We start from the raw sequence: 25008 nt of genomic DNA on the forward strand, positions 1-25008 counted from the left end.
GGAGGAAGATAGGTGTTTTAAACTCTTCCATATTAGAATAGGAGAAGTATAATAAATTTCAGCGAGAGGACTAAAGGGAAAATTCATATTTAATGGAAGTTTTCTAATTACATTTACGTTTATTTCGAAAAGGAGTAGTAATGGATAATAATAAGATGTATCATATGGTGAAAAATTTTCATGAAGCATTTGGACATGAAGTGGCAAAAGAACCTACTGCTATTGATGAAAAAACAGCTGTTAATCGAGCGGTTTGGACAGGAGAAGAATTAGTTGAATTTCTATATGCTACGGCTGAAGGAAATGAACAGAAATTCCAAGTATTATATAAACAGTTTTTACAAGGATTAGATAAAGCTGCTGATAAAATACTTACCCAAAAGAAACCAGTCGATGATAAATTAGTAGCACAGATGGATGCACTAACAGATGTTGAATATTTCAATCAAGGAAGTTTTGTCATTGCTGGTGTTGAGCCATTTCCTCTCTTTCAGATAGTGCAAGAAGCGAATATGGGAAAATTATTTGAAGATGGCAAACCACGCTTCAGAGAAGGGGATGGCAAGATTATTAAGCCACCGAATTGGGAGGCAGATTTTGCACCAGAAGGCAGATTAAAAGCGGAAATAGAAAAACAAAGAAAAAATAAATAGAAATAATGGGAGGAACTGAGAGTTGGTCAATACTGTAAAAGTAATAATGGCCACCAAAGTTCTTCCCATTTTTACTACTCAAATTATTGAAATACGGAAGTAGGAATCAATATGGATGGATTGCCAGAAACGTATGGACCTACTTCATATTGCTGGAATATTAGGACTATTCCTTTGTCAGATAAAAAGAAATTCGTTTCATTTGTTACTTTAAAGTCTGCAAATTCAGTAGAATCTGAATAAAATATTTCAGGATGTTTTTTCATATATGCTAATGCATAATTTGTTACCTTTTCATATTCTCGCTCTGATGTGAGAAAGTCATCTAATGTCAATTGATTTCCTGATTTCAAATCAAAATTATATGACGAAATAACCGTGTTTCCATGTGCACCACCAGTAAATTGATAATCATTAAATATGATGCTAAGTTTATTATTACTGTTGAATTTCACCTTGTAATTGGTAATGTATTCGAATTTACAAACAGATGGTGACTCTTTGCAAATTGGATCTGTTTTCATTTTTTCCATTTCTTTCATCCATTTAAAATATCTCTTATAAGAATGTTTGATATGTTGTAAAAAAATTTTGTTTACTTGATTTTGAGCTTTGTTATTTGGTGCGCTTATTAGCGTAGGATATTTGAGATTTTCGATATTTTTATATTGTTTTGTCATAACCACATTAGGTGTTTTAATCGCAGATGCAGGTATTGGTTGAATAGTAAAAATAAGTATATGTAAGACAGATAACGTAAGAATAAATAAATTCGTTTGTTTTTTCATAAAAATCTCCATTCCTTTCAGATAGTATTACTATTTTTTTACGAAAGAGAATGGATATGTATGGTGATAATTGGAAAAAGCTAAAGGGAGTTGATTAATCGACTTCCTTTAGCTTTTTTTCAATGGATTTAAGATGGTTATTTAGGTCATTTATCATGGTCATTTGCTGCTTATGAATAGATAGGCTGCTTCTTTCCAACTTTAATCTTTCGATGGCTCTAGCCTCTTTCCGTTTAAGAAAGCGAACAACGATAAATATAAGTAAAACAGGAATGAAAATATAAAGGAATAAAGTTGGCAAAACCATAATGGCTATAGTCATATTATTTCTCCTTTTAATTTGTCTCATCTAAGATTTTTTCAATGTGGACAATTCTTTCTTTGATTTTGTTAAGAGCATTTATTTGTTCTTTTTGATTTTCAATATTTTCTTTTTCTATAATAATCTTTTCATCTGCTCGTGCTTCCGCTCTTTTCATATATCTAGCTAAATAGAATAGAAACCCAAGGATCAAGACTATAGGCAGAATAAAAATGAGTAAATTGATCATACTAAATAATTGCATTTGTTACCTCCTAAAATGTAATATGCTACTCCTTTCTTTTTTTTATCGACACGGTTTTAGCCAAGTCTGTAATGAATTTTTCTGATAAAGGAACATGAAAAGGAATCAATTCATAGTATTTCATTGCTTTTCCATCTTTCGAAATTTCATGGTGTCCCTTAACAATTTCTGCGTTTTCTAATTTTTGAAGATGTAAATATAACAATGGTCTACTAATTCCAAGCTCTCGAGCTAACAGACTTACGTATTTTCGTTCTTTTTGCAATATTGCAATAATTTTTAATCGATACGGATTAGACAATGCTTCAAGTACTAGGAGTAATTGATCACCGTTATTTATACTTTTCATATGTAATAATTTTATTACAGGTGTAAATGTTATGCAAGAACAATTTTGAACTTTTTTTGCAAAGTATATTAAAAAAGGAGGGAAATAAGAATAGAATAAAAAGCAATGGCTTATCACATAAAGTTGTTTCGTATTTTTCGCAATAAATACTACAATCTTATGGAAAAGTGTTAAATTAGGAAACTTTTATAGCTGTTAATTCGTATATACATTAAAAAATGGAGGTAGATTTTTATGGGTTTTTTAAATGGTTTAATGGGAAATGCAAGTTCAACAGATGTGAAAGAATTAGAAAAGGAATTAGATAAGATTATCGGATCAAATGAACAGATAGAGCTTGCATATAAATTAATTCGAGACTTAATTGTATTTACTGATTTACGATTAATTCTCGTTGATAAACAAGGTTTAACTGGTAAAAAAGTCGAGTATTTGTCAGTGCCTTATAAAAGCATCTCTCGGTTTAGTATCGAAACTGCTGGTCACTTTGATTTAGATGCTGAATTAAAAATTTGGATTTCTGGTGCAGAATTGCCAGCTATATCCAAACAATTCAAAAAAGATAGTAGCATATATGACGTGCAAAAAGCACTTGCAAGTTATGTGGCAAAGGCTTAAGATAATTGGAAATTAGTCCCTGACTGTTTAAAGACAGTTATGGGACATTCTCTTAAAAAAATATAGAAGGAATGTAATGTTCTTTGTGGAATATTTATTTAGTATGGTGCTTATAGGATAAAGATAGGTGGAGAAGGAAAGATTGGGTGGAATAGGGGGAATAATATGCATTCAGAAGCGAAATTTACAGGGAAGTCTACATTATATGATCGTTATCGTCCAGGTTATCCAAAACGTTTCTTTATTGAGCTTTTTACAGAGTATATTGGTGCCAAAGATAATTTCGTCATTGCTGACATCGGTGCTGGTACGGGGATTTTTACAGAATTAGTTGCTACTTTTGGAACAGATATTATAGCGATAGAGCCAAATGACGATATGAGATCTATTCTAAAAGAAAGAATGGAAAATTTCACACAGGTGACATGTGTAAACGGTTCAGCTGAAAAAACAGCGCTTGCTGATAAGAGTGTGGATTTAATTACGGTTGCTCAAGCATATCATTGGTTTGATGCAATTGCCTTTAAAAAAGAGTGCGAACGAATTCTGAAGAACAATGGTCTTGTCATGCTTATATGGAATAGTCGTGATCATACGAGTAGCTTAAATATGGAAACGGCAAAAATATCGAAAAAATATTGTCCTGATTTTCAGGGGTTTAGTGGTGGAATTAATATTGAGCGCCTGGATTTACAGCAATTTTTCACGCATGGCTATGAGCATTATGCTGTCTCCAATCCATTAAAAATGGATAAAGAACATTTTATAGGCAGAAATCTGTCTGCTTCCTATGCACCAAAAGAAGATGACTTTTTTTACGAGGAATTTGTTGGTGAACTAGAATTTCTTTTTGAAAAGTACAGTAAGGACGAAACAATCCTAGTTCCGAATGACCTGCATGTTTATGTAGGCGCTATCATTTGAGTGTTTCGAAGAATACTAGTATTTCCTTTAAGAAACTTTTATACGACTCTCACCCCTTATTTAGGAATATGGGAGCAAGATCAGATTCCGAATGTTCACTAAGCTTTTCTGAGGGGATAAAGGCCCCTATGATAATGGAAGTTTTCTTTTGTAGTTGAAGGACTTTTCGAAAGATATTGACAATTGACGAAGAAAAATCTACAATAAATCTTAATAAAAATGATGGCGTAGATAAGGAAAAGTAAATAAGGCAATTTTTTTAGAGAGCTTCCGAGGGTGGAAAGGAAGTAAATGAACCTTATTGAAAATGACCTTTGAGCTTCGTACCGAAAACTATGTGTGAGTAGACTACGACGAGACAGGCACTCGTTACAACAGCGGCAGTATCTCTTTCAAAAAGACGTACTGATTAGAGGCAAATAGTGCAAATTATTTGTAAAGCTAGGTGGTACCACGGGTAAACTCGTCCTAATCTTTTTAGATTAGGGCGTTTTTTTTATGGTTTTTAAAATGATAGGAGGATTTTATAGGCAGTAAGAGTGTGCGTTATCGAAATTCAGATAAGCAAAACAAAATGGAGAGATGAATGAAGGAGGAATAAATGATGACAATATTTATCGGGGGAGCTTGGCCATATGCAAATGGATCCTTGCATTTAGGACATGTGGCGGCATTGTTGCCAGGAGATATTTTGGCACGATATTTTCGCCAAAAGGGAGAGAATGTACTTTACGTTTCAGGAAGTGATTGTAATGGAACGCCAATCTCGATACGAGCACAACAGGAGCAAACAACTGTTGAGAAAATTGCCGATCGCTACCACAATGAATTTTATCAATGCTTTACCCAGTTAGGATTTACTTTCGATTTTTATACAAGAACAGATGCACGGCATCATCACATATCAGTTCAAGAGATATTTCTTACTTTATTAAAGAATAATTTTTTATATAAAAAAACAGTTGAGCAGGCATATTGTCAAAAAGACAACCAGTTTTTACCTGATCGTTTAGTAGAAGGCATTTGTCCTCACTGCAAACAAAAAGCTAGAGGGGATCAATGTGATTACTGCTCTAGTATATTAGATCCATTAGAGTTAGAAGACAAACGCTGTAAAATTTGTGGTGAAACACCAGTCATTCAAAAAACAGAGCATTTCTATTTTGCTTTTAGCAAGTTTCAGCAAGAGATGGAGACATACTTAAAACATGCTGAAGAAAACCAGCTTTGGCGTGAAAATGCTCTTTCTTTGACAAAACGTTACTTAGAGGAAGGACTTCCTGACAGAGCAGTTACAAGAGATTTACCAAATGGAATTGATGTTCCATTAGAAGGCTATGATGGGAAGAAAATTTATGTTTGGATTGAAGCTGTGTCAGGCTACTTAACGGCTACTATAGAAGTATGTAAAAAGGAAGGCATGAATGTGGAAGATTATTGGAAGGAAGAGACGATTTCTTATTACGTGCATGGAAAAGATAATATTCCCTTCCACTCCGTTATTTGGCCGAGTATATTGCTTGGGCTGGGCAAAAAATCCTTACCGACACATATCATTTCTAGTGAGTATTTAACATTAGAAAAGAAGAAATTATCCACCAGCCAAAATTGGGCTGTATGGGTTCCATATATTTTACAAAAATATAATCCTGATTCCATTCGTTATTTCTTAACAATGAATGCTCCTGAAGCAAGAGACACAGACTTCTCATGGCGGGAATTTATCTATAGTCATAATAGTGAACTATTAGGAGCATACGGTAATTTTGTAAATAGAACATTAAAATTCATTCAGAAAGCGATGAATAGCAAGATTCCAGAAAAGCAGATTTCAAAAAGGATTATAGCGTTTACAGAAGAGGTGTATAAAAAGTCAGGAGAATGGGTTGAAAAGGGAAGTGGAAAAAAAGCGTTAGAAGAAATTTTTTCTTACATTCGTTATGGAAATCGTTATTTTGACAAGCAAAAACCATGGGAACAGATAAAGGGAAAGGTGGAAGATGCAGAAATTACTTTAGCTAATTGTACATATATTATTATAAATTTAGCCCAACTTCTCGAACCATTTGTTCCTTTTTCTACACAGAGAATTAGAGACATGCTTGGTATTAACAAAATAGAATGGAAGCTACAACACACACTTCCATCCGAAATATTGTATGTCACCCCTTTATTTGAAAGATTGGATTTAGGATTAATCGAAGAAGAGTTAAAAATACTACAAGATGGAGTGATAAACGGCTAGCCTTCTGACAGTTCGCTTAGCTTTTTTTCACTAGTATCTCACTTTTAAACTTCAGTAGTAGTAGGAGATATCTGTCTGTATTAATCCGATTGCTTCAACTAACCATTAGCGGAAGAGGATAGAACCCTCCGGTTAATGGTTAGTTTTTATTTCTATGGGAAGGAACCTGTTGAATAGGTAAGAAATTATTATTCATCAGAAGGTTTTAGATGAATTCCTCCGAGAGCCAATTACTTTACCGTCTTCCTTCCGCTCCCTCTGATAATACAACGACATAAGCATTTATCTTGTATGTCACCATTTGGCAGTAAGAATGACTTTTCTTAAAAGACCGAAATTGATTGTAGAAAATTGATTTTTTTCAGAGAAAATACAGGAAAATTGCGTTCATATATCGAATTGATAGGTATTAATATTATCATTTATGACCATTTCATGTAATATGAATATACTAGATTAAATACAATACTTGGACCGTAAGAAAAATCACTTGGCAATTTTTCCATTACTATGGAATAGACATAAAGTAATAAACAAAGAGCGGATTATCAGAGAGTATATGGCAAAAGGAGTTGAATAAAGCAGTTAATAAGTAAGGAGGGAGCTAAAAATGAAGTGGAGTGAGTTTGTATCCCATGGAAAGAACAGAGTCTTACCAGTCATTATAGAGGTATTGGGCAAAAAATATCCACATTATGCAAGTAAGCTTTATCCAATATGTTATACAAGCTTTAGTGATTTGGGAATTCTTTTTACACCCTGTGGTTTATTTAGAAAAAAGAAGAAACAAAGTATTCGAACGGTTCGATATAAAGAAATTATGTCAGTGGAGTTTAACGTCCAACGAGTACCAACTGTTTACTTATACCTTTTAGGATCCTCTTTGCATTTGAATATTATTCTCCACTTAAAAGACCATTCCATTTTATATTTGGAAAGTGAAGATATAAGTCTCTTTCCTGAGCTAATTCAGCTTTTAAAAAAGCAGAAAGTGGTTATTAAAGATCCTTTAAAACTCCAAAAAATTCTAAAAGAACAGGATACGATGGAAAAGTTTTATTCCTATATTGATAAGTATTTAGAACAGGATTCCTATTATAACGACAAGGAACCTAAAATAAAATAGAGAATCAACGGTTAACGAGTTATTTTGAGATCAAAATCAGTTACTGAATTTCGTTCTTTTTTCTAAGGATTCTAATAATTCTATTGCATTCTTATTGTAAATAGAAGCAGAAAAATGCATAGATGGTACACACATATGTCGACGATTAGGATTGCGATTTTGTTTTCTTTTTATTGTCATAGAAATAAGCCTCTTGATTACTTTTTATCTATAGGTTTTCCATCTTTTCAATATTCTTATACAAGCCTTTAAAACGTAAAAAAAGAGTCTCGGAAAAGAGTTAGAATTCTTGATGGAAAGAATTCTTCTCCTTTTTTGAGACTATAACTAATTAAGCACGTTTTGCTAGTAAGTTTAATGCTTTTTTATTCATGTCATGAATATCTTCAAATGTTTCTGATACTGCTACTGTCATTTTTCTCCTATTCGGATTCATTGACTTTTTCGACTGTTTATTTGGTTTGTTGAATGGAGTAGGATTTGAAGCAGCTGTCGTTTTCTTTTTGCTTGCCATATCAATTCCTCCTTAAAGAAAAGTGTTTGAATGAACAAGACACAAGCTATTAAGCAAGGAAACTAGCAAACTTTCGTTTGTTAGAAATGCTCATGCTTTATCTATATATTATTATACTACAGAATATGTAAAATGGAGCCTTAAACCATGTACCAATCGAAAATTTGTGCGAGGTTCAGTATATGGGAAGCGTCGATTCCGTCAACTTCTACGAAATGAGAGCTGATACCAATCAGCATATTGTAACTTTCCCCATAATATGCAACGATAAAAACATTTTTCGTTAATTCCTCTACTGTTGAATCAGTACCTGGACCCTTTAATGGAATACTCTTTCCTTCGAGAAGCTCTTGAATAATGCTGGTTCTACTTTCGTTATCTAGAAAGCTAATATTATAACAAATTTCTACACTATTAAAAGCTATATTCACATTTTCTTTTAATTCTTCTCCATTTGTGCTAATCGCAAATGGAAAAATGGCGATATGAAATTGAAATGTGTCGGCATAAAGATTTAAATATGTACGTAATTCTTCTCGATATTGCCTCCAATGCTGAGGAGGATTACGATCTATAAAATGTTCAGCTGTTTTGGAAATAACTTCTGTAAAGTTTTGAACTTTTTTTGCATTATACCCTAAAACTTCCTCATTTTTGCGGATTGTTTTTCGGATATAATTGCTGTGCTGAAATTCAGTGTTCCAAATCTTCAGAATATCAGGAGTTTGGAAAACGGCAATATCAAGAAAGACGGCAGCACAAACAAAAGACAATATTGTTTTCCAGTCGACTATTTGCAGCTGATTAGAAAAAAAAACCAAGCAGATAAGAAGAAAGAATAATACATAATACGACTTGCGAATTGCTTGGAGATTTTCTACATATTTATCTGTCCGCCACCAAAAGTATAATAGGGAAAGAACTACTAATAAGATAATGGCAGACAGGAAGCTATAAAAGATCGTTGTCAAAGTAACTCCTCCTTTTGACACTATATGACTATTATTATACCATGGAGCATCTATTTTAAAGAATTATAATAAGGAATGAGATCATTTTCTTTACGGGCATTTCTACCGTTTATTATGCAAAATTAACTAATAATGAAAGCTCTTTGTATTTTACAATATGTAAATTATAGACTAAAGATAACGGAGGTCATAGCAAAAAGCTTTCCGAACACAGCCTTTCGTTTTGTTAGCCATTTCCTTTTTCTAGATATAGTAGGAAATTAGTACACAGCTTTTAATTACCCTAGGATAATAAGCGGAAATTGATTATAATAGGAAAAAATGGTAATTTTTTAGATGGATAAACAGAGAAAAGGGGATTAAAATGTTTCCAACATTAGAGACTGAAAGATTAATATTAAGAGAACTAGTAAAAGAAGATGCAGCAGACTTATTTTCTTCCTTTTCTAAACCAGAAGTAATGCGCTATTATGGCCAAGAAGCTTTTTCAAACATGGATCAAGCGGTAACATTAATCCGCCACTTTTCAGATAGCTATCGAAATAATAAGGGAATTCGTTGGGGAATTCAAAGGAAAGGAAGCAAGCGCCTAATTGGCACGCTTGGTTTAAATAATTTTGTCCTCACACATAAACGAGCTGAAATCGGATATGAAATACATCCCGATTATTGGAGAAATGGATACACGTCAGAAGCGGTAGAAAGAGTTGTCTCCTATGCATTAGAAGAGCTTCATTTAAACCGCTTAGGGGCTTTGGTTTATTTAGAAAATGCTGCATCTAATAATCTTGTTAAAAAGCTCGGATTTCACCATGAGGGCATTCTCAAATCATATTTTGTACAAAATGGTCGAACTTATGATGCAAATGTATATGCAATAATAAAAGACATTTAGTAAAAGAGAGAAGGAAAAAAGTGGGTTCTTTAACAACGGTATATTTTGTAAGACATGCTCACTCGGAGTATTCCACAGATGAATTAGGCAGGCCATTATCAAAGAAAGGTCTTGCAGATGCTAAAAGAGTAGCAAAGAGAATGGAAAAAGAGTCAGTCAATATTGTTGTCTCAAGTCCTTATAAGAGAGCGATTCAGACTGTTGAGGGTATTGCTGGATATTTTCAAGTTGAGATTGAAGCCATCGAAGAATTAAAAGAACGTGTCTTAGCATCAGGAGAAGTGAGTGATTTTAATACGGCAATCGAAAAGGTGTGGACAGAGGAAACTTTTGCATGGGACGGCGGGGAATCGAATATCATTGCCCAAAAAAGAGGAGTACGAGCACTTTTTCATTTACTAAAACAATATGAAAATAAAAACATTGTTATTGGTACGCATGGAAATATCATGGTCTTAATAATGAAATACTTTTCTAAGGAATATGATTTTTATTTTTGGAGAAATTTACAGATGCCTGATATTTATAAACTAACCTTTGAAGGTCAACAGTTACAGGCTGTGCAAAGAATATGGGAAGATCATAATGGATAGACATCTCTTCTTATTTGGTGGTGGCCTCCATTTACGAGTAGATTGGTGAAGGAATTTGCAGAATTGGTTTCTACACGCAGTGGGAAAATATCTTTATTTATTTTAGAAAGAGCAAATTGGCAAATGTATATGCCCTAGATATACATTAGCACTGACAGAACGGGGGATAAAAGAATTTCACTATATAACCTTAACCAACTGTTTTGGCAGATGAGGCAAGCGAACTACTTCACAATAGTTCGGGCATCGTCATCTCATCGGCGGCGAATATACAGAGCATTATGAAGAATTAATTGTAGAGACTCCTATTTCAACGGTAATTAAGGAATAATTTTCAGCAGGAATAATAGGCATTAAGCAAAAAACTTTCATTCCATATAATCATGGGAAAATTGCTAATAGGTACATAGCTTTCAAAAAATCTTATGTTGCATATTGCAATGTAAGATTTTTTTGCGAAAAAGGGAACATTTTAAGCTGATAGCTTATCAAATAGTTAGAAAGGAGGGGAAAAGGTTGAAAATTATTGCATTGAAAAGTTTTGAAGTGGAGAAAATGAATAATTTAGTAATACTAGCAAAACAAGGAGATAAAGAAGCATTTGTGCATTTAATTCAAGAAAATAAAATAAGTTTGTATCGAGTAGCCAAGGGAATATTGCAAAATGAAGCAGACGTAGAGGATGTCATTCAAATTACAATTTTAAAAGCATATGAGAATATTAGAAAACTAAAGGTGTCAGAGTATTTCAAAACATGGATTACACGAATTCTAATTAATGAATGTACAACAGTTTTAAGAGGTCAAAAAAAAGTTGTTCCAATGGAAAATAACATTAATGACCTAGCTACTACAGAAGATACATATACAAATGTAGATTTGTATCATGCAGTTCATTCTTTAAGAGAAAAATTAAGAATTGTTACGATTCTTTTTTACTACGAAGATTTATCAACAAAAGAAATTGCTAATGTACTGGCTCTTCCAGAAGGAACCGTTCGCTCAAGGCTTTCCAAAGCAAGATTAAAGCTTCAAAAAAAGCTTAATATACAAGAGAAGGAAGGAGAATAACAATGACTGATCACTTTGATAAAAAGGTAAAAGAAATGGTAAAAGATGATTATATGATTTCTGAGCAACTAGAAAACAAAATAAATGAAACACTAGCCAATTTACCAAGTCATAAAATGCATGGTAAGAAAAAACGAATGATTATTTCAACAGCGGCGGCCGCAATTCTTGTCTTATCCATGGTAACATTTCGAATGAACCCATCATTAGCACAAAATATTGGCATTCCTACCTATTTAGAGAAATTTCTTTCATTAGGAAATGACTATGAAAAAGTGTCTCTCCAAACAAGTGAAGTACAAGAAAGTCAAGGAGTTAAATTAACGATTACTAATACCATTTTTGATGGGTATTATCTACTGGTGTCATATAAAGCAGAACAGAAAGACCCATTTAAACATAAGCCAATCTTATTTCCGCAAAATGCAAAAATTGTAGCAGGAGATAAAGAGTCTTTTGTATCGGTATCAAATGAATATGGTGATTTTGAAGATAAAAATAATACAGTTTACAATGGTGTGACGGTTTTTCCATTAAATAATGGCTCGTTTGATTTTAATCATGAAATAGATTCAGAAGAAAAGTTTATTGAAGAAAATAAACTAGATATTTTTAATTTACCTAAAACATTTCATTTACAATTCAATCTGGAAGAGCTCGGTTTAGGCTTAGAAAATGAAAGTGAAAATAATAAAATAAAAGGGAACTGGGAATTTGACTTGCCAATAGAAACGGTAAAAGCAATGGAAAACAGTAAAGTCATTGACTTAAACAAAAATATCCCGGAATTAGGAAATAATGTGCAGGTTGAAAAATTGGTTATAACACCTATTCGAATATATTTACAAGGACTTCAAGAGGAAAAGAATAGTAGTAACTTAGATTATGTGATAAAAGATGATAGTGGAGAAACAAAAACTAATTTAGGGGGATCTGTTTATGTGAATGATAATGGTCCTGATAGATTATTAAGTAATTATGAGAATAATAATCCATTAATGAAATCATTAACCATTGTACCGTTTGAATATCATAAAGAACCACAAATAACTGCAGAGAACTCTACAAAATTTAATGCTAGTGGCAAAACAAATCTACCAATTGGTAAAGGGAATTATATTACGATTACAAACGTGGAAGAAAAAGATGGTAAAACCTATCTTTCTTATCATGCAGATGTACCAGTGTATGAGTATATGCCATTTATTATTCGGGATAAAGAAGGGAAGGATTACTACCGTATTTATGAAAAAAATGTACCTTCTACTGTAAACTCTGATGCAATTGCAGTGATGGATGGCAATCTTATGGACGATGACTATACGATTTTTAGTCCAAATACGTATTATTTTGATCAAGCCTTTACCATTGATATTACAAAATAAGGATAAGTTGGAGCTATGAGAAAATTTCTTGTAGCTCCGTTTTGCTTCTAAAATTTATATCCCTTGTTGTCAGAAAAATCTGTTGTTTTTTATAAAGGAAGGGGGTTAAAATTATGAAGAGAGAGGAGCGTTTAAATGGTACAAACGACTGAACAAATATACATAAGGTTATTTGAAGAAAAAGATGCAGAAAGTCTTTGGCAATTAGAGGTAAGGAATCGAAAGTTTTTTGAAAAATATTCAATTGCAAGGAAAGAACTATTTTATACATTAGAATTCCAACGTGAGCTTATTACAACATGGAAAGAAAATGAGAAAAAGGATATTGATTATCATTTCGGGATATTTTTAAAGGAAACGGATGTTTTGATTGGAAGTGTCAATCTATATATGGTAAGAAGAGAACCTGCTCATAACGCAATTGTAGGCTATGTACTGGATAAAGAGCAAAATGGCCAAGGATATATGACAATGGCAGTGAAACAGTTAGTTGATTATGCATTTAACACCCTGAAATTACATCGTCTAGAAGCAGGAGTCATGCCACATAACATAGGATCGATTCGCGTATTAGAGAAAGCGGGGTTTCATAAAGAAGGAATAGCAAAAAGTAATGTGAAAATAAATGGACAGTGGAAAGATCATCAGATTTTGGCGATTATTAATCCAAATGATTAGAGGAAATTCAATATAGGTTACCTTTTTTTAATGGAATCGTAATATGCTTTCTATTAACCATTTGCACCTACAACTTCATTAAATTGCTCGATAGAAGTATGTAGTGGCTATAAATTAGGTTAGATATTTTATGTACAAGAAAAAAACAGGCAGAGAAATGGATAGTTTTTCTGCCTGTCGTATTCTTACGTTGTAATGGTTGCTTCTGAGGTTGGTGCAAAGTTGGTAATTTCTAATACAACAGGAGTATCAGCAATAACGGTAGAATCTGCAGGAACGGTAATAATTAATTGTCCAACACCAGTACCTCCAGGTGTATAAGCAATAAGATCATCCATTTGGAGTACTCCATTTACATACACATTTAAATAACTGTTATCAGCAGTAAGTTCTGGTAACGTTGCGCCATCGGCACCAGTATCTGTCATAAAATCATCTGCTGCAATTGTAAGTGTTCCTGCTCCAGTTACTGGCTCGGTAACGATATTAAAAAAACGATCAACAGTTGGAACCGTATCAATATCAAGCGCTGCACTCACGGCAAGCTTCATGATTTGCAAAGGCATAGTATCACCACCTTAATCCATTTATACTTTATGATATGAAAATAGAACGAAAACGACTAGACGTAATGGAATTAATCACAATATGTGCACCATCTGACATTCTATTTATAAAATAAATATTATGGCAAAAAAGGTGGGGGAAATGGAAAAAAAACAACGATTGCCTAAGCCTTATTTGATACTTCCTGACGTTCCTTCTACAGAGATTTATGTGCACATCCCTAAGAAAATGATGGTTATAGAGTATTTTGCTATCGCTGATGGAATAACGAATATTTTTACAGAGAAAGATGGTGTAAAGGAATTAGGAAATCAAAAAATTCTAGATCCATCGAAGGTATCCTATATGAATTTATTTATTAATGCTGTCTTGCAACCAAAGGAAAATTACGAAGTGAAAAAGGGAATGATTTGTCTAAAAACAGAGGATGTTCCTATTTGTGGAGCGACTGTTATTCTACAAATGTTCATTGTTTAACTATTCCGGTCTGTCTTGAAAAAAAGGATAAGGCAGGCTTTTTTCTACCGTGCTTTTTTCAATAAGCAGATTAAATTAGATGAATTATTTACTTGTAAAATTGGAAATGCAGTTTCTTTATATGGTTTCTTTCTTTATACAATTAAAATCCTTTTTAATAATTCATAACTAAATATTCTTAATGCTTCATAAGATGGTATATGGATAAAACTTTACAGAGATGTGGGGGCAAAAATGAAGAATAAAGGTTTATTAATGAAGATTTTTTTCCTCGGAATTTTTGCTTATTTTTTTATTGATTTTATAAAGCATGCAAGAATTATCGTCATTTATCCAATGAGGATGAGCATTATTTATGTAATAATAATTATTGGAATATTATTTTATTCTTTTTATCAAATTCGGAAAAAAAGCTAAAGAAAAACATCTCATGGAAAAAGTCCATGAGATGAGGAGCAGTATCAATTAATCTTGTTTAATCATTCGTTTATAAATATATCTTCCGATAAAAGCAATTCCTATGATAGCAATAAGCGTATATGCAACATTGGAGTACATGTCCATATAGTGGACGATATCTTCCCAAGAGTCGCCTACTGCTGCTCCAATTCGAATAAGGACAAAGTTCCACACGAACGTACCAATTGTTGTTAAAAATAAAAAGATACCAAAATTCATTTTTGCCATACCAGCGGGAAGTGAAATTAAGCTTCGAATTAGCGGAATAAAGCGGCAGAAGAAGACGGTCCAATAACCGTATTTATCAAACCAGCGATCTGCCTTATATAAATCTTCTCTTTTCAATCGGAGAATTCTACCCCATTTATCTACTATTTTTTCTAACTTCTTGATTTCTAATAAGGAACCAATAAAATAAAGAATGATTGCTCCTAGAACCGACCCAATCGTAGAAACGAGAACAACCCCTGTTATAGTCATCTCTGTTTTTGCCGTCATCGCCCCCCCGAATGTTAATATCACTTCCGATGGAATCGGGGGAAAGATATTTTCAAGCATAATTAACAAAAGGATTCCGATATATCCGAAGTTTTCCATTATTTCCATAATCCAATTTTCCATTTACTGCACTCCTTAAATGATTATCACTATTATGCATTTAGATATTCTATTTTGCCTATCCGTATCTTATCATAGGGTTTAGGATTCTTCTATTATAATTCTATTTCTACAAGTTATATAACATTCATGCTTTCTTAATAAAGAGTGTTGCAATTTGGGAAATATGCTAAAATAAGGATAAATATAAAAGCTATTATAGATTGGAGATTATCTATGCTTGATTTTTGGCAAGCAAATCATTTAAGCACAAATTTGATGAACATATTTGGTTGGGGCATACTTATTTGTGCTGTTTGTTATTTATATAGAAGACAAACGGAAAAACCTGTTATATGGAAAATGGTAATTGTTGTCTACATAGGTTTATTTTGTTTTAACTTTCAGTTCGCCATTGGTGAAACACCAGTGAAAATAGCAATATTACCACTTGGTGTATGGATACTAATATTGGTTTTTGGAAAGAAGAAAGAACGATGGAAGATATATCGACCATATGCCTGGTTTGGGTTCTTTGGGAATTATATTTTTCTTATAACTACTTTACTTATTTCTCCATTACAGAATATTTTGTATCCAATAGAAAAAGTAGAAACTTTTTTAGCTGAATTAGATGATCCTGGCATTCTATTAATCCATCCTTCTGGTAAACAAGCAGATCTTAATAATGAGGTGTTTATAGAAAGTCTATCATCATGGGAGTTAAGCAAAATGGACTCGATGCTTTGGTATGATGAATCATATCCAGAAATAGATGAGGAAGAATGGGAAGAGGATGAACAGGCGCCATATCAGACAACGGAACGCTTTCCCTATATTCTTTTAGGAGCAAGTCCAAAGTGGGGGAGTGGCTATGAATCTACTATTTATATTGAAAAAGATGGAAAAGGCATGCTTATTTCAACAGAAAAAGAGCAGTTCTATTTTCAATCGTCTAAATCCATCATAGAAGGAAGGAAAGAATAAGTGAGATATAAATGGATATGGAGTTTAGTGGTCGTATTAATAATTGCTATATGTTTACTTATTTTTCTTCCTTTAAATGAAGAGCAACGTACTCCTTCTTCTCTTCCAAATGAAAATCAATTAAAGAAAATGATTTTGGAAACAGGCGATGTAAACATTAAGTCTATTTTCGAACAAATGGCTATCGACGATAATCATATTTTTATGCCCCACCTTTCTAGTGATAATCAATATGGCTATAGTTTATTAGAATGGAAAAAGAATAAATGGGAAGTAACCTATGTAACATCATCAGGACAACCGCTTTTGTGGAAAATTACAGGTGGAAATAAGTCTGAATCATATTTTATATGGAACCTTGAAACAAAATATAAAATAGATCATCTTACTTTTTTTATGAATAAGCATCGGAATTTTAGAAGTGGATGGGGTGTTGAATTTTATGAACCTGCAATCCAAATAGAGGAAGTTGTTTCTTTAGGCGATAAGCCATATGGGATACACAAAGTCACCGATGAATGGGAGAGGATATGGAAGGCTACTCAGATAAAGGTTGAGGAACAGGAAGAAGATTTATTTACTTTTAATAATGAAGAAGGGCTGCATTTTGGCGTTAAAGGTTATGATAGGGAAAATAATTATGTAGAACCATATAACTACTACGAAAATAGCAGTTCCACAAGTTCAGGTGCGAAAACGGAATATGTATCTATTTTGGATGAATGGGATGGGGAACAGTGGTAAATAAAATGTTCTTCGATAAAAAAGGAGAGAGATAAAATCTACCTCTCAAATTTTGGTTTCATTTTTACAATAAATACGAATGACAGAATAGCAATGAATCCTAAGAATATCTCGATGACAAGAAGATTTGTCAAAGTGCCTGCTTGATAAAGAGCTGGCAAGAAATTAATTGCTGCATGGATGATAATAGCGTAAAGAACATAGGTGAATTTGTTTTGTCTAATAGCATACAGAACAAGGATAGAAAGAGCGAGATGTAAAGCAAGAGCAAAAATTCTTTCTAATCCGCCTGTGGCAAAAACCCAAGTGTTTGCTTCCTCAAATTGCTCCTTAATGCTCGTAATTTCTTCAGGTGTAGCAGCAGCTCCAAGAATAGTTTCTAAGTTCCCAGTTTTAATCATTGCGGAGATAAGGAGAGAATTTAGTGCTGACATTCCACCTATAAGTATTGCTTCTATTCCTCCATGACCTAAACCGTAAGATAGCCCATCATTAAAATGATGATTATTTTTTAAGAATACTTTAAAAGCAAAATATCGACCCATTTCTTCAAATATTCCGGCCGCAAGCCCTCCATACAAGGCAAAGATATATGGGTTTGTGCTCCATCTTAATTCAGTTCCATTTGGAGCGAGTGCGAGGAAATGAACGATCTTTTCTAGAATTTGTGAAAAAACTATGAAGATAAGTACTCCAACAAGCAAGGATCTCCATGACATCATCTTTTTTCTTTGTAAATATATCATTAAAAGAACAGGCACAATTACAGCAAGGAATAATTGTAGAGATACTCCTAAATAGATAGAATTCATTCGATTTTCCCCTTTCAACCTATTTCATAACTGTTATATTAAGTGTATAACAGTTTAAGAAGGTACGTCAATAAATATGGGGATAAATGAAAGTTAAAAAAGATAATCAGAAAAGGAAGTGACCAAATGATTGAATTAACAGGAAAATACAATACTGCTAAGGTGTTTACTGATCAATTAGAAGAAATGGCTGAAGCACAAATTAAAGAATTGTGTGATCAGGAATTTGCACAAAAAAGCAAAATCCGCATTATGCCAGATACCCATGCAGGCGTTGGCTGTACAATTGGGACAACAATGACTATCCATGACAAAATTGTTCCAAATTTAGTAGGGGTCGATATTGGGTGTGGCATGGCGGTGGCGAAAGTGAATACTGGGGATAAAGAAATCAATTATGACGCATTAGATGCCGCTGTTCGCAAATACATTCCAAGCGGTTTCTCTATTCGTGATAAAGCACATCCGTATAATGAAGAGATAGATTTGGATGAAGTGAAAGCACCAATAAATAGAAAAAGGGCAGAACAAAGTATTGGAACCTTAGGTGGCGGAAATCATTTTATTGAGTTGAATCAATCAACTGATGGAAATGTGTATATTGTTATACATAGCGGCAGCCGTAACCTAGGGGCACAAGTTGCAGAATATTACCAGACACTTGCTTATGATAATTTATTAAATGTTGATGGGATGAAAAAAGAACTTATTGCTAAATTGAAAGAAGAGGGAAGACATGCTGAAATCCAATCAAGTATAAATAGTATGAAACTACCGAAAATAAACAAAGAGCTTGCTTATTTAGAATCTCAAGGATTTAAAGACTATATGCACGATATGAAAATTGCTCAAAAGTATGCTTATTTAAACCGTCTTGCAATGATTGATGTCATAGTTACAAAGATGAACTGGGTTATTTTAGATCAATTTACTACTATTCACAATTATATTGATATGGAAAATATGATATTAAGAAAAGGTGCAATCTCTGCTAGAAAAGGAGAAAGAGTAATCATTCCATTAAATATGAGAGATGGCAGCATTATTGCATTTGGGAAAGGCAACGATGACTGGAATCAATCCGCCCCACATGGAGCAGGAAGATTGATGTCGAGAACGAAAGCGAGAAAAACAGTTAGTTTAAAGGATTTTGAAACATCGATGAAAGATGTTTGGAGCACTTCAGTTAAGAATAGTACATTAGATGAAAGTCCATTTGCTTATAAACCGATGGAAGAAATTATTAAGCACACAGCAGATACAATTGATATCGCAGAAATTATTAAGCCATTGTATAATTTTAAGGCAAATTAACAAGGGAATGCAAAGGTTCTAAGTATAGTGGGCTAAAAGCAGAGAGAGGAGGAACTAATCTAATATTTCCTCCTCTCTCCTTGTCATACATATTTAATTAGAGTTTCAAAAATGAGCGAAATAAAAATCGGAAAAAGCCATAGAAGATTTCAATGAAATCGAGTAATACTTCTAATAGATTCCAAGCAAAGGAGTCTTTTTTATCTTTTTTTCTCAAAGTAAATCCTCCTAATTAACGGATAACGCCATGTGGCAAAATGGCATGAACACCTTTTACTCCATTAACAATTTGCGTAATATGTAAATCAACAGAAACACTGGCTAAAGCAGTTGCTTCTGTTCGTGAAATAGAATAGAATTGCTCCATTAAAGAGATCATATCTGATAAGGCAATTTCTGTTGCCTTATTTAAATCTTCATCGAACCCAAATGTAATCCAGCCATTTGGCGTTTTCGCTCTAGGATACGTTAAATCCATATCTTTTCTTACAATTAATGTAATGTCTACATGCTCCATTGGACATTCAATTGCTGTACCTGAGATTTCTCCGTCTCCTTGGAGTGCGTGGCCGTCTCCAATGGAGAAAAGAGCATTTTCAACAGAGATTGGTAAAAATAAACTGCTGCCTTTTACGATTTCCTTACAATCAATATTACCACCACAATATCTTGGTGGAGAGGTAGAATGGACACCTGCTTCTTTTGGAGCAACGCCAAGAACACCCATAAACGGCTGCAAGGCAATATGAAATGGTCGGGAATGAATGGAGGTTGAGCCAATCATTTTCTCCGTATCTAATTCCCAATCTAATTGAATTCTGTCAGTATGAGAGATTCCAATCGCATTATTTTGCCAATTCGCCATTCCGCCGGCCCAATTACGTCCATACCAACCTGGAACAATATCATTTAATTTTACTTCTAACACCATCCCAGGCTTAGCTCCTTTAATAGCAATCGGACCAATCATCGGATGCTGTGGTTTATCTTCTTGTTCTCTTGAGGAGTATTTACGATAAGTTTCCTCTTTAGAGGCTGAATAGCCCCATTCAATATCTAGTGTTTGCAGTGTAATCGAGTCGCCTGACGTCACTGTTAATATTGGTTTATAGCTATTGCTAAAGGAACCATGCAGGTTTTCCTGTTTTAATGATAATTGATGCTGCATTTTTCTCCTCCTAAAAAGACTGTTTTTCCTTTTATTCGCTAAAAATGTGCACAATCCTTTTATCTTTGGAAAATATTTATCTTCTTTTTGTTAAACTATAAACTTTTGTTGCTATTATATTTGGTGTTATTCTTTCTTTTAAAGTTGGAAAGACGGAGCCAACATATTCATCAGGATTACGAATATACGCTTTTTCATACATATAAATCGTAAACGAACAGGATACCCGGACATAAATGTCTCCATCCATGTCATATGGTTCTGAAATTGTAATGACTTCAAAGGAATCATCAAATTTATTTGTTTTTGCATTTATTTTCTTTGTTACATTCTCTTTATATTTCGTTGTTCTCATTGGTTTGTAATGAAAATCAGCGACGCCAATTGCTTGTATCATACCTTCCTCCCAGCTAAATCATTCGAACAAATATTATACCATTTATTTTTAAGAATTTTAGTTAAAATATTATTTAAAAATTCAAAATTCATGGTAGGATGAAAAAGACTATAGTTGTTTTTCATTTATTAAATTTTTTATAGGAATTACTATTTTAGGAGGCAATATGAAAGTACGTCATGTTGGCATATTCATTTTTAATGAAGTAGAAGTATTGGATATTGCTGGTCCATTTGAAGTTTTCTCTTTAGCTGGAGGGGAGAATAAATTTTTCCATGTCCACACTATTTCAGAAAAAGGAGGTACTATTTTAGCAAGAAATGGGCTGAAAATAGAAGCGGATTTTTCATTTGAAAAACACCCTGATTTCGATATTCTTGTAGTTCCTGGTGGTTATGGAGCAGAAGAAATTGAAATGAATAATTCTGTTGTCATAAATTGGATTAAAGAGCAATCAAGTCAAGTAGAATATATGACTTCTGTCTGTACAGGTGCATTTTTACTTGCGAAAGCCGGTTTGTTGGATGAACGGAGGGCAACTACGCATTGGATGGATATTGATCGGATGGAAAGAGAATTCCCAAAGGTTCAGCTTATAAGAAATGTAAAATTTGTAGAGGAAGGACAAATACTTACTTCAGGCGGAATATCTGCTGGAATCGATATGTCCTTTCATATAGTGGAGAAATTATGTGGCAAAGAAGTGGGAAGGGAAACAGCCAGGCGGATGGAGTATGATAGATATATAGAAATCGGAGGAGAATAGAGATGAAAAAAATTTCTGTTTTGCATTATGATGCTTTTACCGAAATACCGAATAAGGGAAATCCCGCGGGAGTCGTATTAGAGGGGGAGAAATACACGGAGGAAGAAATGCAAAAAATAGCCAAAGAGGTGGGCTTTAATGAAACGGGATTTGTTTTACCATCTCATTGTGCGGATCTACAAATTCGTTATTTTACCCCAGGTCATGAAGTGAATCTGTGTGGACATGCGACCATTGCTACTGTATTTGCATTAAAAACAAAAGGGCATCTACCTGAAAAAGAGATTTTTTCAATTGAAACCAAAGCAGGTGTGCTACCTATACGAATTAATCAAAATAAACAGTCTTCTTTTTCCATCACTATGAAGCAAGTAACACCACAATTTAAAGAATTTAAAGGTTCGCGCCATGAATTAGCAGATGCGATTGGTATTAAAGAATCTGATATAGATGAAAAGCATCCGATTCTATATGGAAATACAGGGCTTTGGACATTACTTGTTCCTATTAAGGAACTGCACGCATTTTCGAAAATGAATGTAAATAATGAACTGTTTCCATCTATTTTAAAGGAATTTCCACATGCATCCATTCATCCATTTTGCCTTGAAACATATGATGTAAATGCAACGATGCATGGAAGGCATTTTTCTTCCCCCTATTCAGGTACAATAGAAGATCCTGTTACTGGAACAGCTTCTGGAGTGATGGGAGCATATTATGTTACCTATGTGAATGAATTATGGAACAATGAGCCTATTATCATTGAACAAGGACAGGAGATAGGTCGTGATGGGAGAGTAACGGTTCTCGTTTCTGAAAGGAAAGGTCAATTAGATATACAAATAAATGGTACTGCTGTATTTGTAAAGGAATTAAAAGTAATGATCGAATGATTGGAGAAAATAGAAAAGGAGGGAAATTACATGGAAAGATTAGAGCCAATGGAAGCAGCTCGACTTTTTATAGATACCTATTTTACTAGTTGTAATGCGGCTATTCTGGCAGGAAGTGTGGTGAGAGGACAAGCGACAGCTACTTCCGATCTTGATATTGTCATTTTTGATGAAAAGGTCGTTTCTTCTTATAGAGAATCCATGATGGAATTTGGTTGGCCAATCGAGATATTTGTACATAATTTAGCTACATATAAAGATTTTTTCTTAATGGATTATAATTTAGCCAAACCCTCTATGCAACGAATGATTACAGAAGGAATGGTTTTAAAAGATGACGGAGTTTTGCAAGCTATCAAACAAGAAGCAGAAAAAATGCTAAAAGAGGGTCCGAAAGAATGGTCGGAGGAAACTATCCGTACAAAGCGTTATTTTATAACAGACGTACTGGACGATTTTATTGGATCAGACAACAAACAAGAAGTGATTTTCATCGCCAGCACGCTAAGCTTTCTTCTCCATGAATTTGTTTTAAGAGTAAATAAACAATGGGTTGGCACATCGAAATGGATGGTTCGGTCTTTACGACAATATGATCCCAAATTTACGGAGGAATTTATTGAGGCGTTTGATACCTTTTATCGGACTGGGGAAAAGGAAAAAATTATTGAAATTACGGAAAATGTATTAAAACCATATGGTGGAAAGTTATTGGAGCAGAAGCAATTAATAAACCAAATAGAAATTCCATGATTTCCTCCTTAGAGAAAAAGATTTAATATTCAGTATCTTGATTTTATTATATCGAAAAGTAGATTGATTTGCAAAGAAACGAATGACTTATCATCAATTTATCCTTCATTATTTTTTCTTATCATAAGTGATTAGAATGTTATTATGTTTCTCTAGGCGTCCATAATGTACTCTAAATATAGAATGATTTTTGAGGAGGAATAGATTAGATGACTATTATTGGCGTGCATCATGCTCAAATAACGATTCCAAAAGGCTTGGAACAACAAGCAAAGGATTTTTACTGTGGAGTATTAGGTTTAAACGAAATGAAGAAGCCGATTTCTTTACAAGGGCGAGGTGGATTTTGGCTATCACTTGGAAACATAGATGTACATGTTGGCACAGAGGATGGCTTTGATCGTTTTTCAACAAAAGCTCATGTAGCTTATCAAGTAGATAATATGAATAAATGGAAAAACAAACTTAACAACCTTGGAATAGAAATAGCAGATTTTATTCCGATTGAAGGCTATGAACGATTTGAATTTCGTGATCCATTCGGCAATCGTATAGAGATTATCGAAAAAAAGATTCAAAAATAGCCTAATTACTTACGAGAGAAATTAGCTAGTGTGCTAAACTAGTAAGTAAAATACGTAAAGGAGAAAACGGATGAAAGAAGGATTTATAGAAGTAACAGGTGGAAAAGTTTCGTATGTTATACATAATGAGACAGCTAATAAAATCCCACTGCTTGTTTTACATGGAGGACCAGGTTCTAGCTCCTACTCTTTACAAGGATTAAAAGATTTGGCAATTGATCGCCCGGTCGTTTTATATGATCAGCTAGGCTGTGGCAAATCAGATCGGCCAGATGATGATTCCCTTTGGACTTTAGACAGGTTTGTGGAAGAAGTTGGGCTAGTTCAAAAAGGATTAGGGCTGAATAAAGTACATATACTTGGCCATTCTTGGGGCACAACCCTTGCAGCTGCATATTATTTTGGTGAACCAGAAGGGATTAGCAGTATTATTTTCTCAAGCCCTTGTTTAAGCGCACCATTATGGGAAAAAGATCAAAAGAAAAATTTAACTTTACTACCACTAGAGGTTCAAGAAACCATCAAAAACTGTGAAGAAAACGGAAAGACAGATACACCTGCCTTTCAAAAAGCAATTGAAGTGTTTAATGACCATTTTGTATGTAGATTAAAGCCTTACCCAGAACATTTAAAAAAGGGGAAGCATTTTAGAAATCCACATGTATATCAAGTAATGTGGGGACCTTCCGAATTTACTGTGCAAGGGAACTTAAAATCATTTGATTGTATGGATCGGTTATCTGAAATATCTATACCAACATTGTATACTTGTGGGCGATATGATGAAGCAACACCAGCATCAACGGAATATTTTAGTAGCAAAACGCCAAATGCAGCTTTTCATGTATTTGAAGAAAGTGCCCATATGGCCTATATTGAAGAACCAGAACAATATAGAAAGGTCATGAATGAATTCTTGTCCCAATTAGACAAGTAATATAGATGAAAGAAAGCCGAAAGGAGGAACAGACCTTTTGGCTTTTGCTATGCAATAAGAAAAAATTCCGTAATTATCTACTTTATCTTTCTGTTTTTAGGAGATTATTGGTATACTACAGGATAGAGGTTCTACATCCTAAAAAGATGTAAAAACGATTTTAAAAGTAAAATG

32 protein-coding genes and 1 other annotated feature are annotated in these 25008 nt (G+C 33.6%); of the genes, 20 read left to right on the plus strand and 12 right to left on the minus strand.

Translation table 11 applies throughout. The features are described 5' to 3' along the window. Window positions 1–140 precede the first annotated feature (140 nt). Entirely contained in the window at window positions 141–653 is a 513-nt protein-coding gene (locus ACTNDN_RS11980; protein ID WP_031535919.1) for a haloacid dehalogenase, read from the plus strand. Window positions 654–736: 83 nt separating this feature from the next. On the opposite strand, the gene ACTNDN_RS11985 is transcribed toward ACTNDN_RS11980, so the two are convergent. The 4 genes from ACTNDN_RS11985 to ACTNDN_RS12000 form a co-directional block, all read right to left on the minus strand. Further along, the gene (locus tag ACTNDN_RS11985; RefSeq protein WP_441131282.1) at window positions 737–1441 is read right to left on the minus strand and encodes a DUF3298 and DUF4163 domain-containing protein; all 705 of its coding nucleotides are present in this window, start codon (window positions 1439–1441) and stop codon (window positions 737–739) included. A gap of 94 nt (window positions 1442–1535) precedes the next feature. Then, window positions 1536–1763, minus strand: coding sequence for a hypothetical protein (locus tag ACTNDN_RS11990; protein WP_031535915.1), 228 nt, complete (start codon window positions 1761–1763; stop codon window positions 1536–1538). A 13-nt stretch (window positions 1764–1776) separates the two neighbouring features. Next, the gene (locus ACTNDN_RS11995) at window positions 1777–2007 is read right to left on the minus strand and encodes a hypothetical protein (RefSeq protein WP_031535913.1); all 231 of its coding nucleotides are present in this window, start codon (window positions 2005–2007) and stop codon (window positions 1777–1779) included. A gap of 25 nt (window positions 2008–2032) precedes the next feature. Next, the gene (locus ACTNDN_RS12000; RefSeq protein ID WP_031535911.1) at window positions 2033–2356 is read right to left on the minus strand and encodes an ArsR/SmtB family transcription factor; all 324 of its coding nucleotides are present in this window, start codon (window positions 2354–2356) and stop codon (window positions 2033–2035) included. 234 nt (window positions 2357–2590) lie between these two features. Here ACTNDN_RS12000 and ACTNDN_RS12005 point away from each other — a divergent pair, with 234 nt between their 5' ends. From ACTNDN_RS12005 to ACTNDN_RS12020, 4 genes are all read left to right on the plus strand, one after another. Continuing rightward, window positions 2591–2974 (plus strand): PH domain-containing protein, encoded by a 384-nt coding sequence (locus ACTNDN_RS12005; RefSeq protein WP_031535909.1) that lies wholly within the window; start codon window positions 2591–2593, stop codon window positions 2972–2974. Window positions 2975–3139: 165 nt separating this feature from the next. Continuing rightward, window positions 3140–3898 carry a class I SAM-dependent methyltransferase gene (locus ACTNDN_RS12010; RefSeq protein ID WP_031535907.1) on the plus strand — a complete coding sequence of 253 codons (759 nt, stop codon included), beginning with the start codon at window positions 3140–3142 and terminating at the stop codon, window positions 3896–3898. 219 nt (window positions 3899–4117) lie between these two features. Then, window positions 4118–4372, plus strand: a binding site (T-box leader). Between the two features lie 130 nt (window positions 4373–4502). Beyond that, on the plus strand, window positions 4503–6143 hold the full coding sequence (gene metG, locus ACTNDN_RS12015) for a methionine--tRNA ligase (RefSeq protein ID WP_031535904.1): 1641 nt from the start codon (window positions 4503–4505) through the stop codon (window positions 6141–6143). A gap of 610 nt (window positions 6144–6753) precedes the next feature. Further along, window positions 6754–7269 (plus strand): hypothetical protein, encoded by a 516-nt coding sequence (locus ACTNDN_RS12020; protein WP_048718878.1) that lies wholly within the window; start codon window positions 6754–6756, stop codon window positions 7267–7269. 36 nt (window positions 7270–7305) lie between these two features. Here ACTNDN_RS12020 and ACTNDN_RS12025 read toward each other — a convergent pair whose 3' ends face one another. The 3 genes from ACTNDN_RS12025 to ACTNDN_RS12035 form a co-directional block, all read right to left on the minus strand. Next, a complete protein-coding gene (locus tag ACTNDN_RS12025; RefSeq protein ID WP_204375778.1) occupies window positions 7306–7449 on the minus strand; it encodes a hypothetical protein in 144 nt (47 codons plus the stop codon). A gap of 151 nt (window positions 7450–7600) precedes the next feature. Further along, complete coding sequence (locus ACTNDN_RS12030) at window positions 7601–7783, minus strand: hypothetical protein (protein ID WP_031535900.1); 183 nt, start codon at window positions 7781–7783, stop codon at window positions 7601–7603. 140 nt (window positions 7784–7923) lie between these two features. Next, on the minus strand, window positions 7924–8754 hold the full coding sequence (locus ACTNDN_RS12035) for a type II toxin-antitoxin system SpoIISA family toxin (protein WP_031535898.1): 831 nt from the start codon (window positions 8752–8754) through the stop codon (window positions 7924–7926). 364 nt (window positions 8755–9118) lie between these two features. Between ACTNDN_RS12035 and ACTNDN_RS12040 the strand changes: the two genes are divergently transcribed. From ACTNDN_RS12040 to ACTNDN_RS12060, 5 genes are all read left to right on the plus strand, one after another. Beyond that, window positions 9119–9649, plus strand: a complete 531-nt coding sequence (locus tag ACTNDN_RS12040; RefSeq protein WP_031535896.1) for a GNAT family N-acetyltransferase — start codon at window positions 9119–9121, stop codon at window positions 9647–9649. 20 nt (window positions 9650–9669) lie between these two features. Next, a complete protein-coding gene (locus ACTNDN_RS12045; RefSeq protein WP_031535895.1) occupies window positions 9670–10242 on the plus strand; it encodes a histidine phosphatase family protein in 573 nt (190 codons plus the stop codon). A gap of 516 nt (window positions 10243–10758) precedes the next feature. Continuing rightward, window positions 10759–11313 (plus strand): sigma-70 family RNA polymerase sigma factor, encoded by a 555-nt coding sequence (locus ACTNDN_RS12050; RefSeq protein ID WP_031535892.1) that lies wholly within the window; start codon window positions 10759–10761, stop codon window positions 11311–11313. A gap of 2 nt (window positions 11314–11315) precedes the next feature. After that, window positions 11316–12698 carry a DUF4179 domain-containing protein gene (locus ACTNDN_RS12055; RefSeq protein ID WP_031535891.1) on the plus strand — a complete coding sequence of 461 codons (1383 nt, stop codon included), beginning with the start codon at window positions 11316–11318 and terminating at the stop codon, window positions 12696–12698. 135 nt (window positions 12699–12833) lie between these two features. Further along, a complete protein-coding gene (locus ACTNDN_RS12060) occupies window positions 12834–13376 on the plus strand; it encodes a GNAT family N-acetyltransferase (protein ID WP_031535889.1) in 543 nt (180 codons plus the stop codon). A gap of 185 nt (window positions 13377–13561) precedes the next feature. Here the strand turns inward: ACTNDN_RS12060 and ACTNDN_RS12065 are convergent, their stop codons facing one another. Then, window positions 13562–13942, minus strand: a complete 381-nt coding sequence (locus ACTNDN_RS12065) for a DUF4183 domain-containing protein (RefSeq protein ID WP_031535887.1) — start codon at window positions 13940–13942, stop codon at window positions 13562–13564. A 142-nt stretch (window positions 13943–14084) separates the two neighbouring features. Between ACTNDN_RS12065 and ACTNDN_RS12070 the strand changes: the two genes are divergently transcribed. After that, window positions 14085–14420 (plus strand): DUF4183 domain-containing protein, encoded by a 336-nt coding sequence (locus ACTNDN_RS12070; RefSeq protein WP_031535885.1) that lies wholly within the window; start codon window positions 14085–14087, stop codon window positions 14418–14420. A 234-nt stretch (window positions 14421–14654) separates the two neighbouring features. Then, entirely contained in the window at window positions 14655–14837 is a 183-nt protein-coding gene (locus ACTNDN_RS12075; RefSeq protein ID WP_031535883.1) for a hypothetical protein, read from the plus strand. Window positions 14838–14885: 48 nt separating this feature from the next. Here ACTNDN_RS12075 and ACTNDN_RS12080 read toward each other — a convergent pair whose 3' ends face one another. Continuing rightward, a complete protein-coding gene (locus ACTNDN_RS12080) occupies window positions 14886–15500 on the minus strand; it encodes a DedA family protein (RefSeq protein WP_031535880.1) in 615 nt (204 codons plus the stop codon). Between the two features lie 213 nt (window positions 15501–15713). Here ACTNDN_RS12080 and ACTNDN_RS12085 point away from each other — a divergent pair, with 213 nt between their 5' ends. Next, the gene (locus ACTNDN_RS12085; RefSeq protein WP_048717390.1) at window positions 15714–16463 is read left to right on the plus strand and encodes a hypothetical protein; all 750 of its coding nucleotides are present in this window, start codon (window positions 15714–15716) and stop codon (window positions 16461–16463) included. After that, entirely contained in the window at window positions 16464–17207 is a 744-nt protein-coding gene (locus tag ACTNDN_RS12090) for a hypothetical protein (RefSeq protein WP_031535875.1), read from the plus strand. A 38-nt stretch (window positions 17208–17245) separates the two neighbouring features. Here ACTNDN_RS12090 and ACTNDN_RS12095 read toward each other — a convergent pair whose 3' ends face one another. Further along, window positions 17246–18019: a YhfC family intramembrane metalloprotease gene (locus ACTNDN_RS12095; RefSeq protein WP_035416067.1), complete on the minus strand. Its 774-nt coding sequence runs from the start codon at window positions 18017–18019 to the stop codon at window positions 17246–17248. Window positions 18020–18145: 126 nt separating this feature from the next. Here ACTNDN_RS12095 and ACTNDN_RS12100 point away from each other — a divergent pair, with 126 nt between their 5' ends. Continuing rightward, on the plus strand, window positions 18146–19333 hold the full coding sequence (locus tag ACTNDN_RS12100) for an RtcB family protein (protein ID WP_031535871.1): 1188 nt from the start codon (window positions 18146–18148) through the stop codon (window positions 19331–19333). Between the two features lie 232 nt (window positions 19334–19565). Here ACTNDN_RS12100 and ACTNDN_RS12105 read toward each other — a convergent pair whose 3' ends face one another. Further along, the gene (locus tag ACTNDN_RS12105) at window positions 19566–20501 is read right to left on the minus strand and encodes an acetamidase/formamidase family protein (RefSeq protein WP_441131283.1); all 936 of its coding nucleotides are present in this window, start codon (window positions 20499–20501) and stop codon (window positions 19566–19568) included. Window positions 20502–20577: 76 nt separating this feature from the next. After that, window positions 20578–20898: a hypothetical protein gene (locus tag ACTNDN_RS12110; protein ID WP_235252069.1), complete on the minus strand. Its 321-nt coding sequence runs from the start codon at window positions 20896–20898 to the stop codon at window positions 20578–20580. A gap of 166 nt (window positions 20899–21064) precedes the next feature. On the opposite strand from ACTNDN_RS12110, the gene ACTNDN_RS12115 reads away from it, so the two are divergent. The 5 genes from ACTNDN_RS12115 (at window position 21065) to ACTNDN_RS12135 (ending at window position 24834) form a co-directional block, all read left to right on the plus strand. Next, window positions 21065–21664, plus strand: coding sequence for a DJ-1/PfpI family protein (locus tag ACTNDN_RS12115; RefSeq protein ID WP_235252068.1), 600 nt, complete (start codon window positions 21065–21067; stop codon window positions 21662–21664). Window positions 21665–21666: 2 nt separating this feature from the next. Continuing rightward, complete coding sequence (locus ACTNDN_RS12120; protein WP_235252067.1) at window positions 21667–22560, plus strand: PhzF family phenazine biosynthesis isomerase; 894 nt, start codon at window positions 21667–21669, stop codon at window positions 22558–22560. A gap of 30 nt (window positions 22561–22590) precedes the next feature. Further along, window positions 22591–23313, plus strand: a complete 723-nt coding sequence (locus tag ACTNDN_RS12125; RefSeq protein WP_235252066.1) for a nucleotidyltransferase domain-containing protein — start codon at window positions 22591–22593, stop codon at window positions 23311–23313. A 209-nt stretch (window positions 23314–23522) separates the two neighbouring features. Continuing rightward, the gene (locus ACTNDN_RS12130) at window positions 23523–23897 is read left to right on the plus strand and encodes a VOC family protein (RefSeq protein WP_031535857.1); all 375 of its coding nucleotides are present in this window, start codon (window positions 23523–23525) and stop codon (window positions 23895–23897) included. Window positions 23898–23967: 70 nt separating this feature from the next. Continuing rightward, the gene (locus tag ACTNDN_RS12135; protein ID WP_031535854.1) at window positions 23968–24834 is read left to right on the plus strand and encodes a proline iminopeptidase-family hydrolase; all 867 of its coding nucleotides are present in this window, start codon (window positions 23968–23970) and stop codon (window positions 24832–24834) included. Window positions 24835–25008: the final 174 nt, after the last annotated feature.

Origin of the sequence: Niallia sp. HCP3S3_B10, assembly GCF_052064465.1 — a bacterium.
Taxonomy (GTDB): Bacteria; Bacillota; Bacilli; order Bacillales; family Cytobacillaceae; genus Niallia; species Niallia hominis.

Coding starts and splice junctions, on each gene's coding strand:
- metG (WP_031535904.1), top strand. CDS start 4,503: ATGACAATATTTATCGGGGGAGCTTGGCCATATGCAAATGGATCCTTG.
- ACTNDN_RS12100 (WP_031535871.1), top strand. CDS start 18,146: ATGATTGAATTAACAGGAAAATACAATACTGCTAAGGTGTTTACTGAT.
- ACTNDN_RS12020 (WP_048718878.1), top strand. CDS start 6,754: ATGAAGTGGAGTGAGTTTGTATCCCATGGAAAGAACAGAGTCTTACCA.
- ACTNDN_RS12105 (WP_441131283.1), bottom strand. CDS start 20,501: ATGCAGCATCAATTATCATTAAAACAGGAAAACCTGCATGGTTCCTTT.
- ACTNDN_RS12085 (WP_048717390.1), top strand. CDS start 15,714: ATGCTTGATTTTTGGCAAGCAAATCATTTAAGCACAAATTTGATGAAC.
- ACTNDN_RS12055 (WP_031535891.1), top strand. CDS start 11,316: ATGACTGATCACTTTGATAAAAAGGTAAAAGAAATGGTAAAAGATGAT.
- ACTNDN_RS11980 (WP_031535919.1), top strand. CDS start 141: ATGGATAATAATAAGATGTATCATATGGTGAAAAATTTTCATGAAGCA.
- ACTNDN_RS12030 (WP_031535900.1), bottom strand. CDS start 7,783: ATGGCAAGCAAAAAGAAAACGACAGCTGCTTCAAATCCTACTCCATTC.
- ACTNDN_RS12120 (WP_235252067.1), top strand. CDS start 21,667: ATGAAAAAAATTTCTGTTTTGCATTATGATGCTTTTACCGAAATACCG.
- ACTNDN_RS12075 (WP_031535883.1), top strand. CDS start 14,655: ATGAAGAATAAAGGTTTATTAATGAAGATTTTTTTCCTCGGAATTTTT.
- ACTNDN_RS12065 (WP_031535887.1), bottom strand. CDS start 13,942: ATGCCTTTGCAAATCATGAAGCTTGCCGTGAGTGCAGCGCTTGATATT.
- ACTNDN_RS12095 (WP_035416067.1), bottom strand. CDS start 18,019: ATGAATTCTATCTATTTAGGAGTATCTCTACAATTATTCCTTGCTGTA.
- ACTNDN_RS12010 (WP_031535907.1), top strand. CDS start 3,140: ATGCATTCAGAAGCGAAATTTACAGGGAAGTCTACATTATATGATCGT.
- ACTNDN_RS12025 (WP_204375778.1), bottom strand. CDS start 7,449: ATGACAATAAAAAGAAAACAAAATCGCAATCCTAATCGTCGACATATG.
- ACTNDN_RS12005 (WP_031535909.1), top strand. CDS start 2,591: ATGGGTTTTTTAAATGGTTTAATGGGAAATGCAAGTTCAACAGATGTG.
- ACTNDN_RS12060 (WP_031535889.1), top strand. CDS start 12,834: ATGGTACAAACGACTGAACAAATATACATAAGGTTATTTGAAGAAAAA.
- ACTNDN_RS12115 (WP_235252068.1), top strand. CDS start 21,065: ATGAAAGTACGTCATGTTGGCATATTCATTTTTAATGAAGTAGAAGTA.
- ACTNDN_RS12125 (WP_235252066.1), top strand. CDS start 22,591: ATGGAAAGATTAGAGCCAATGGAAGCAGCTCGACTTTTTATAGATACC.
- ACTNDN_RS11985 (WP_441131282.1), bottom strand. CDS start 1,441: ATGAAAAAACAAACGAATTTATTTATTCTTACGTTATCTGTCTTACAT.
- ACTNDN_RS12130 (WP_031535857.1), top strand. CDS start 23,523: ATGACTATTATTGGCGTGCATCATGCTCAAATAACGATTCCAAAAGGC.
- ACTNDN_RS12070 (WP_031535885.1), top strand. CDS start 14,085: ATGGAAAAAAAACAACGATTGCCTAAGCCTTATTTGATACTTCCTGAC.
- ACTNDN_RS12135 (WP_031535854.1), top strand. CDS start 23,968: ATGAAAGAAGGATTTATAGAAGTAACAGGTGGAAAAGTTTCGTATGTT.
- ACTNDN_RS12000 (WP_031535911.1), bottom strand. CDS start 2,356: ATGAAAAGTATAAATAACGGTGATCAATTACTCCTAGTACTTGAAGCA.
- ACTNDN_RS12080 (WP_031535880.1), bottom strand. CDS start 15,500: ATGGAAAATTGGATTATGGAAATAATGGAAAACTTCGGATATATCGGA.
- ACTNDN_RS11990 (WP_031535915.1), bottom strand. CDS start 1,763: ATGACTATAGCCATTATGGTTTTGCCAACTTTATTCCTTTATATTTTC.
- ACTNDN_RS12110 (WP_235252069.1), bottom strand. CDS start 20,898: ATGATACAAGCAATTGGCGTCGCTGATTTTCATTACAAACCAATGAGA.
- ACTNDN_RS12040 (WP_031535896.1), top strand. CDS start 9,119: ATGTTTCCAACATTAGAGACTGAAAGATTAATATTAAGAGAACTAGTA.
- ACTNDN_RS11995 (WP_031535913.1), bottom strand. CDS start 2,007: ATGCAATTATTTAGTATGATCAATTTACTCATTTTTATTCTGCCTATA.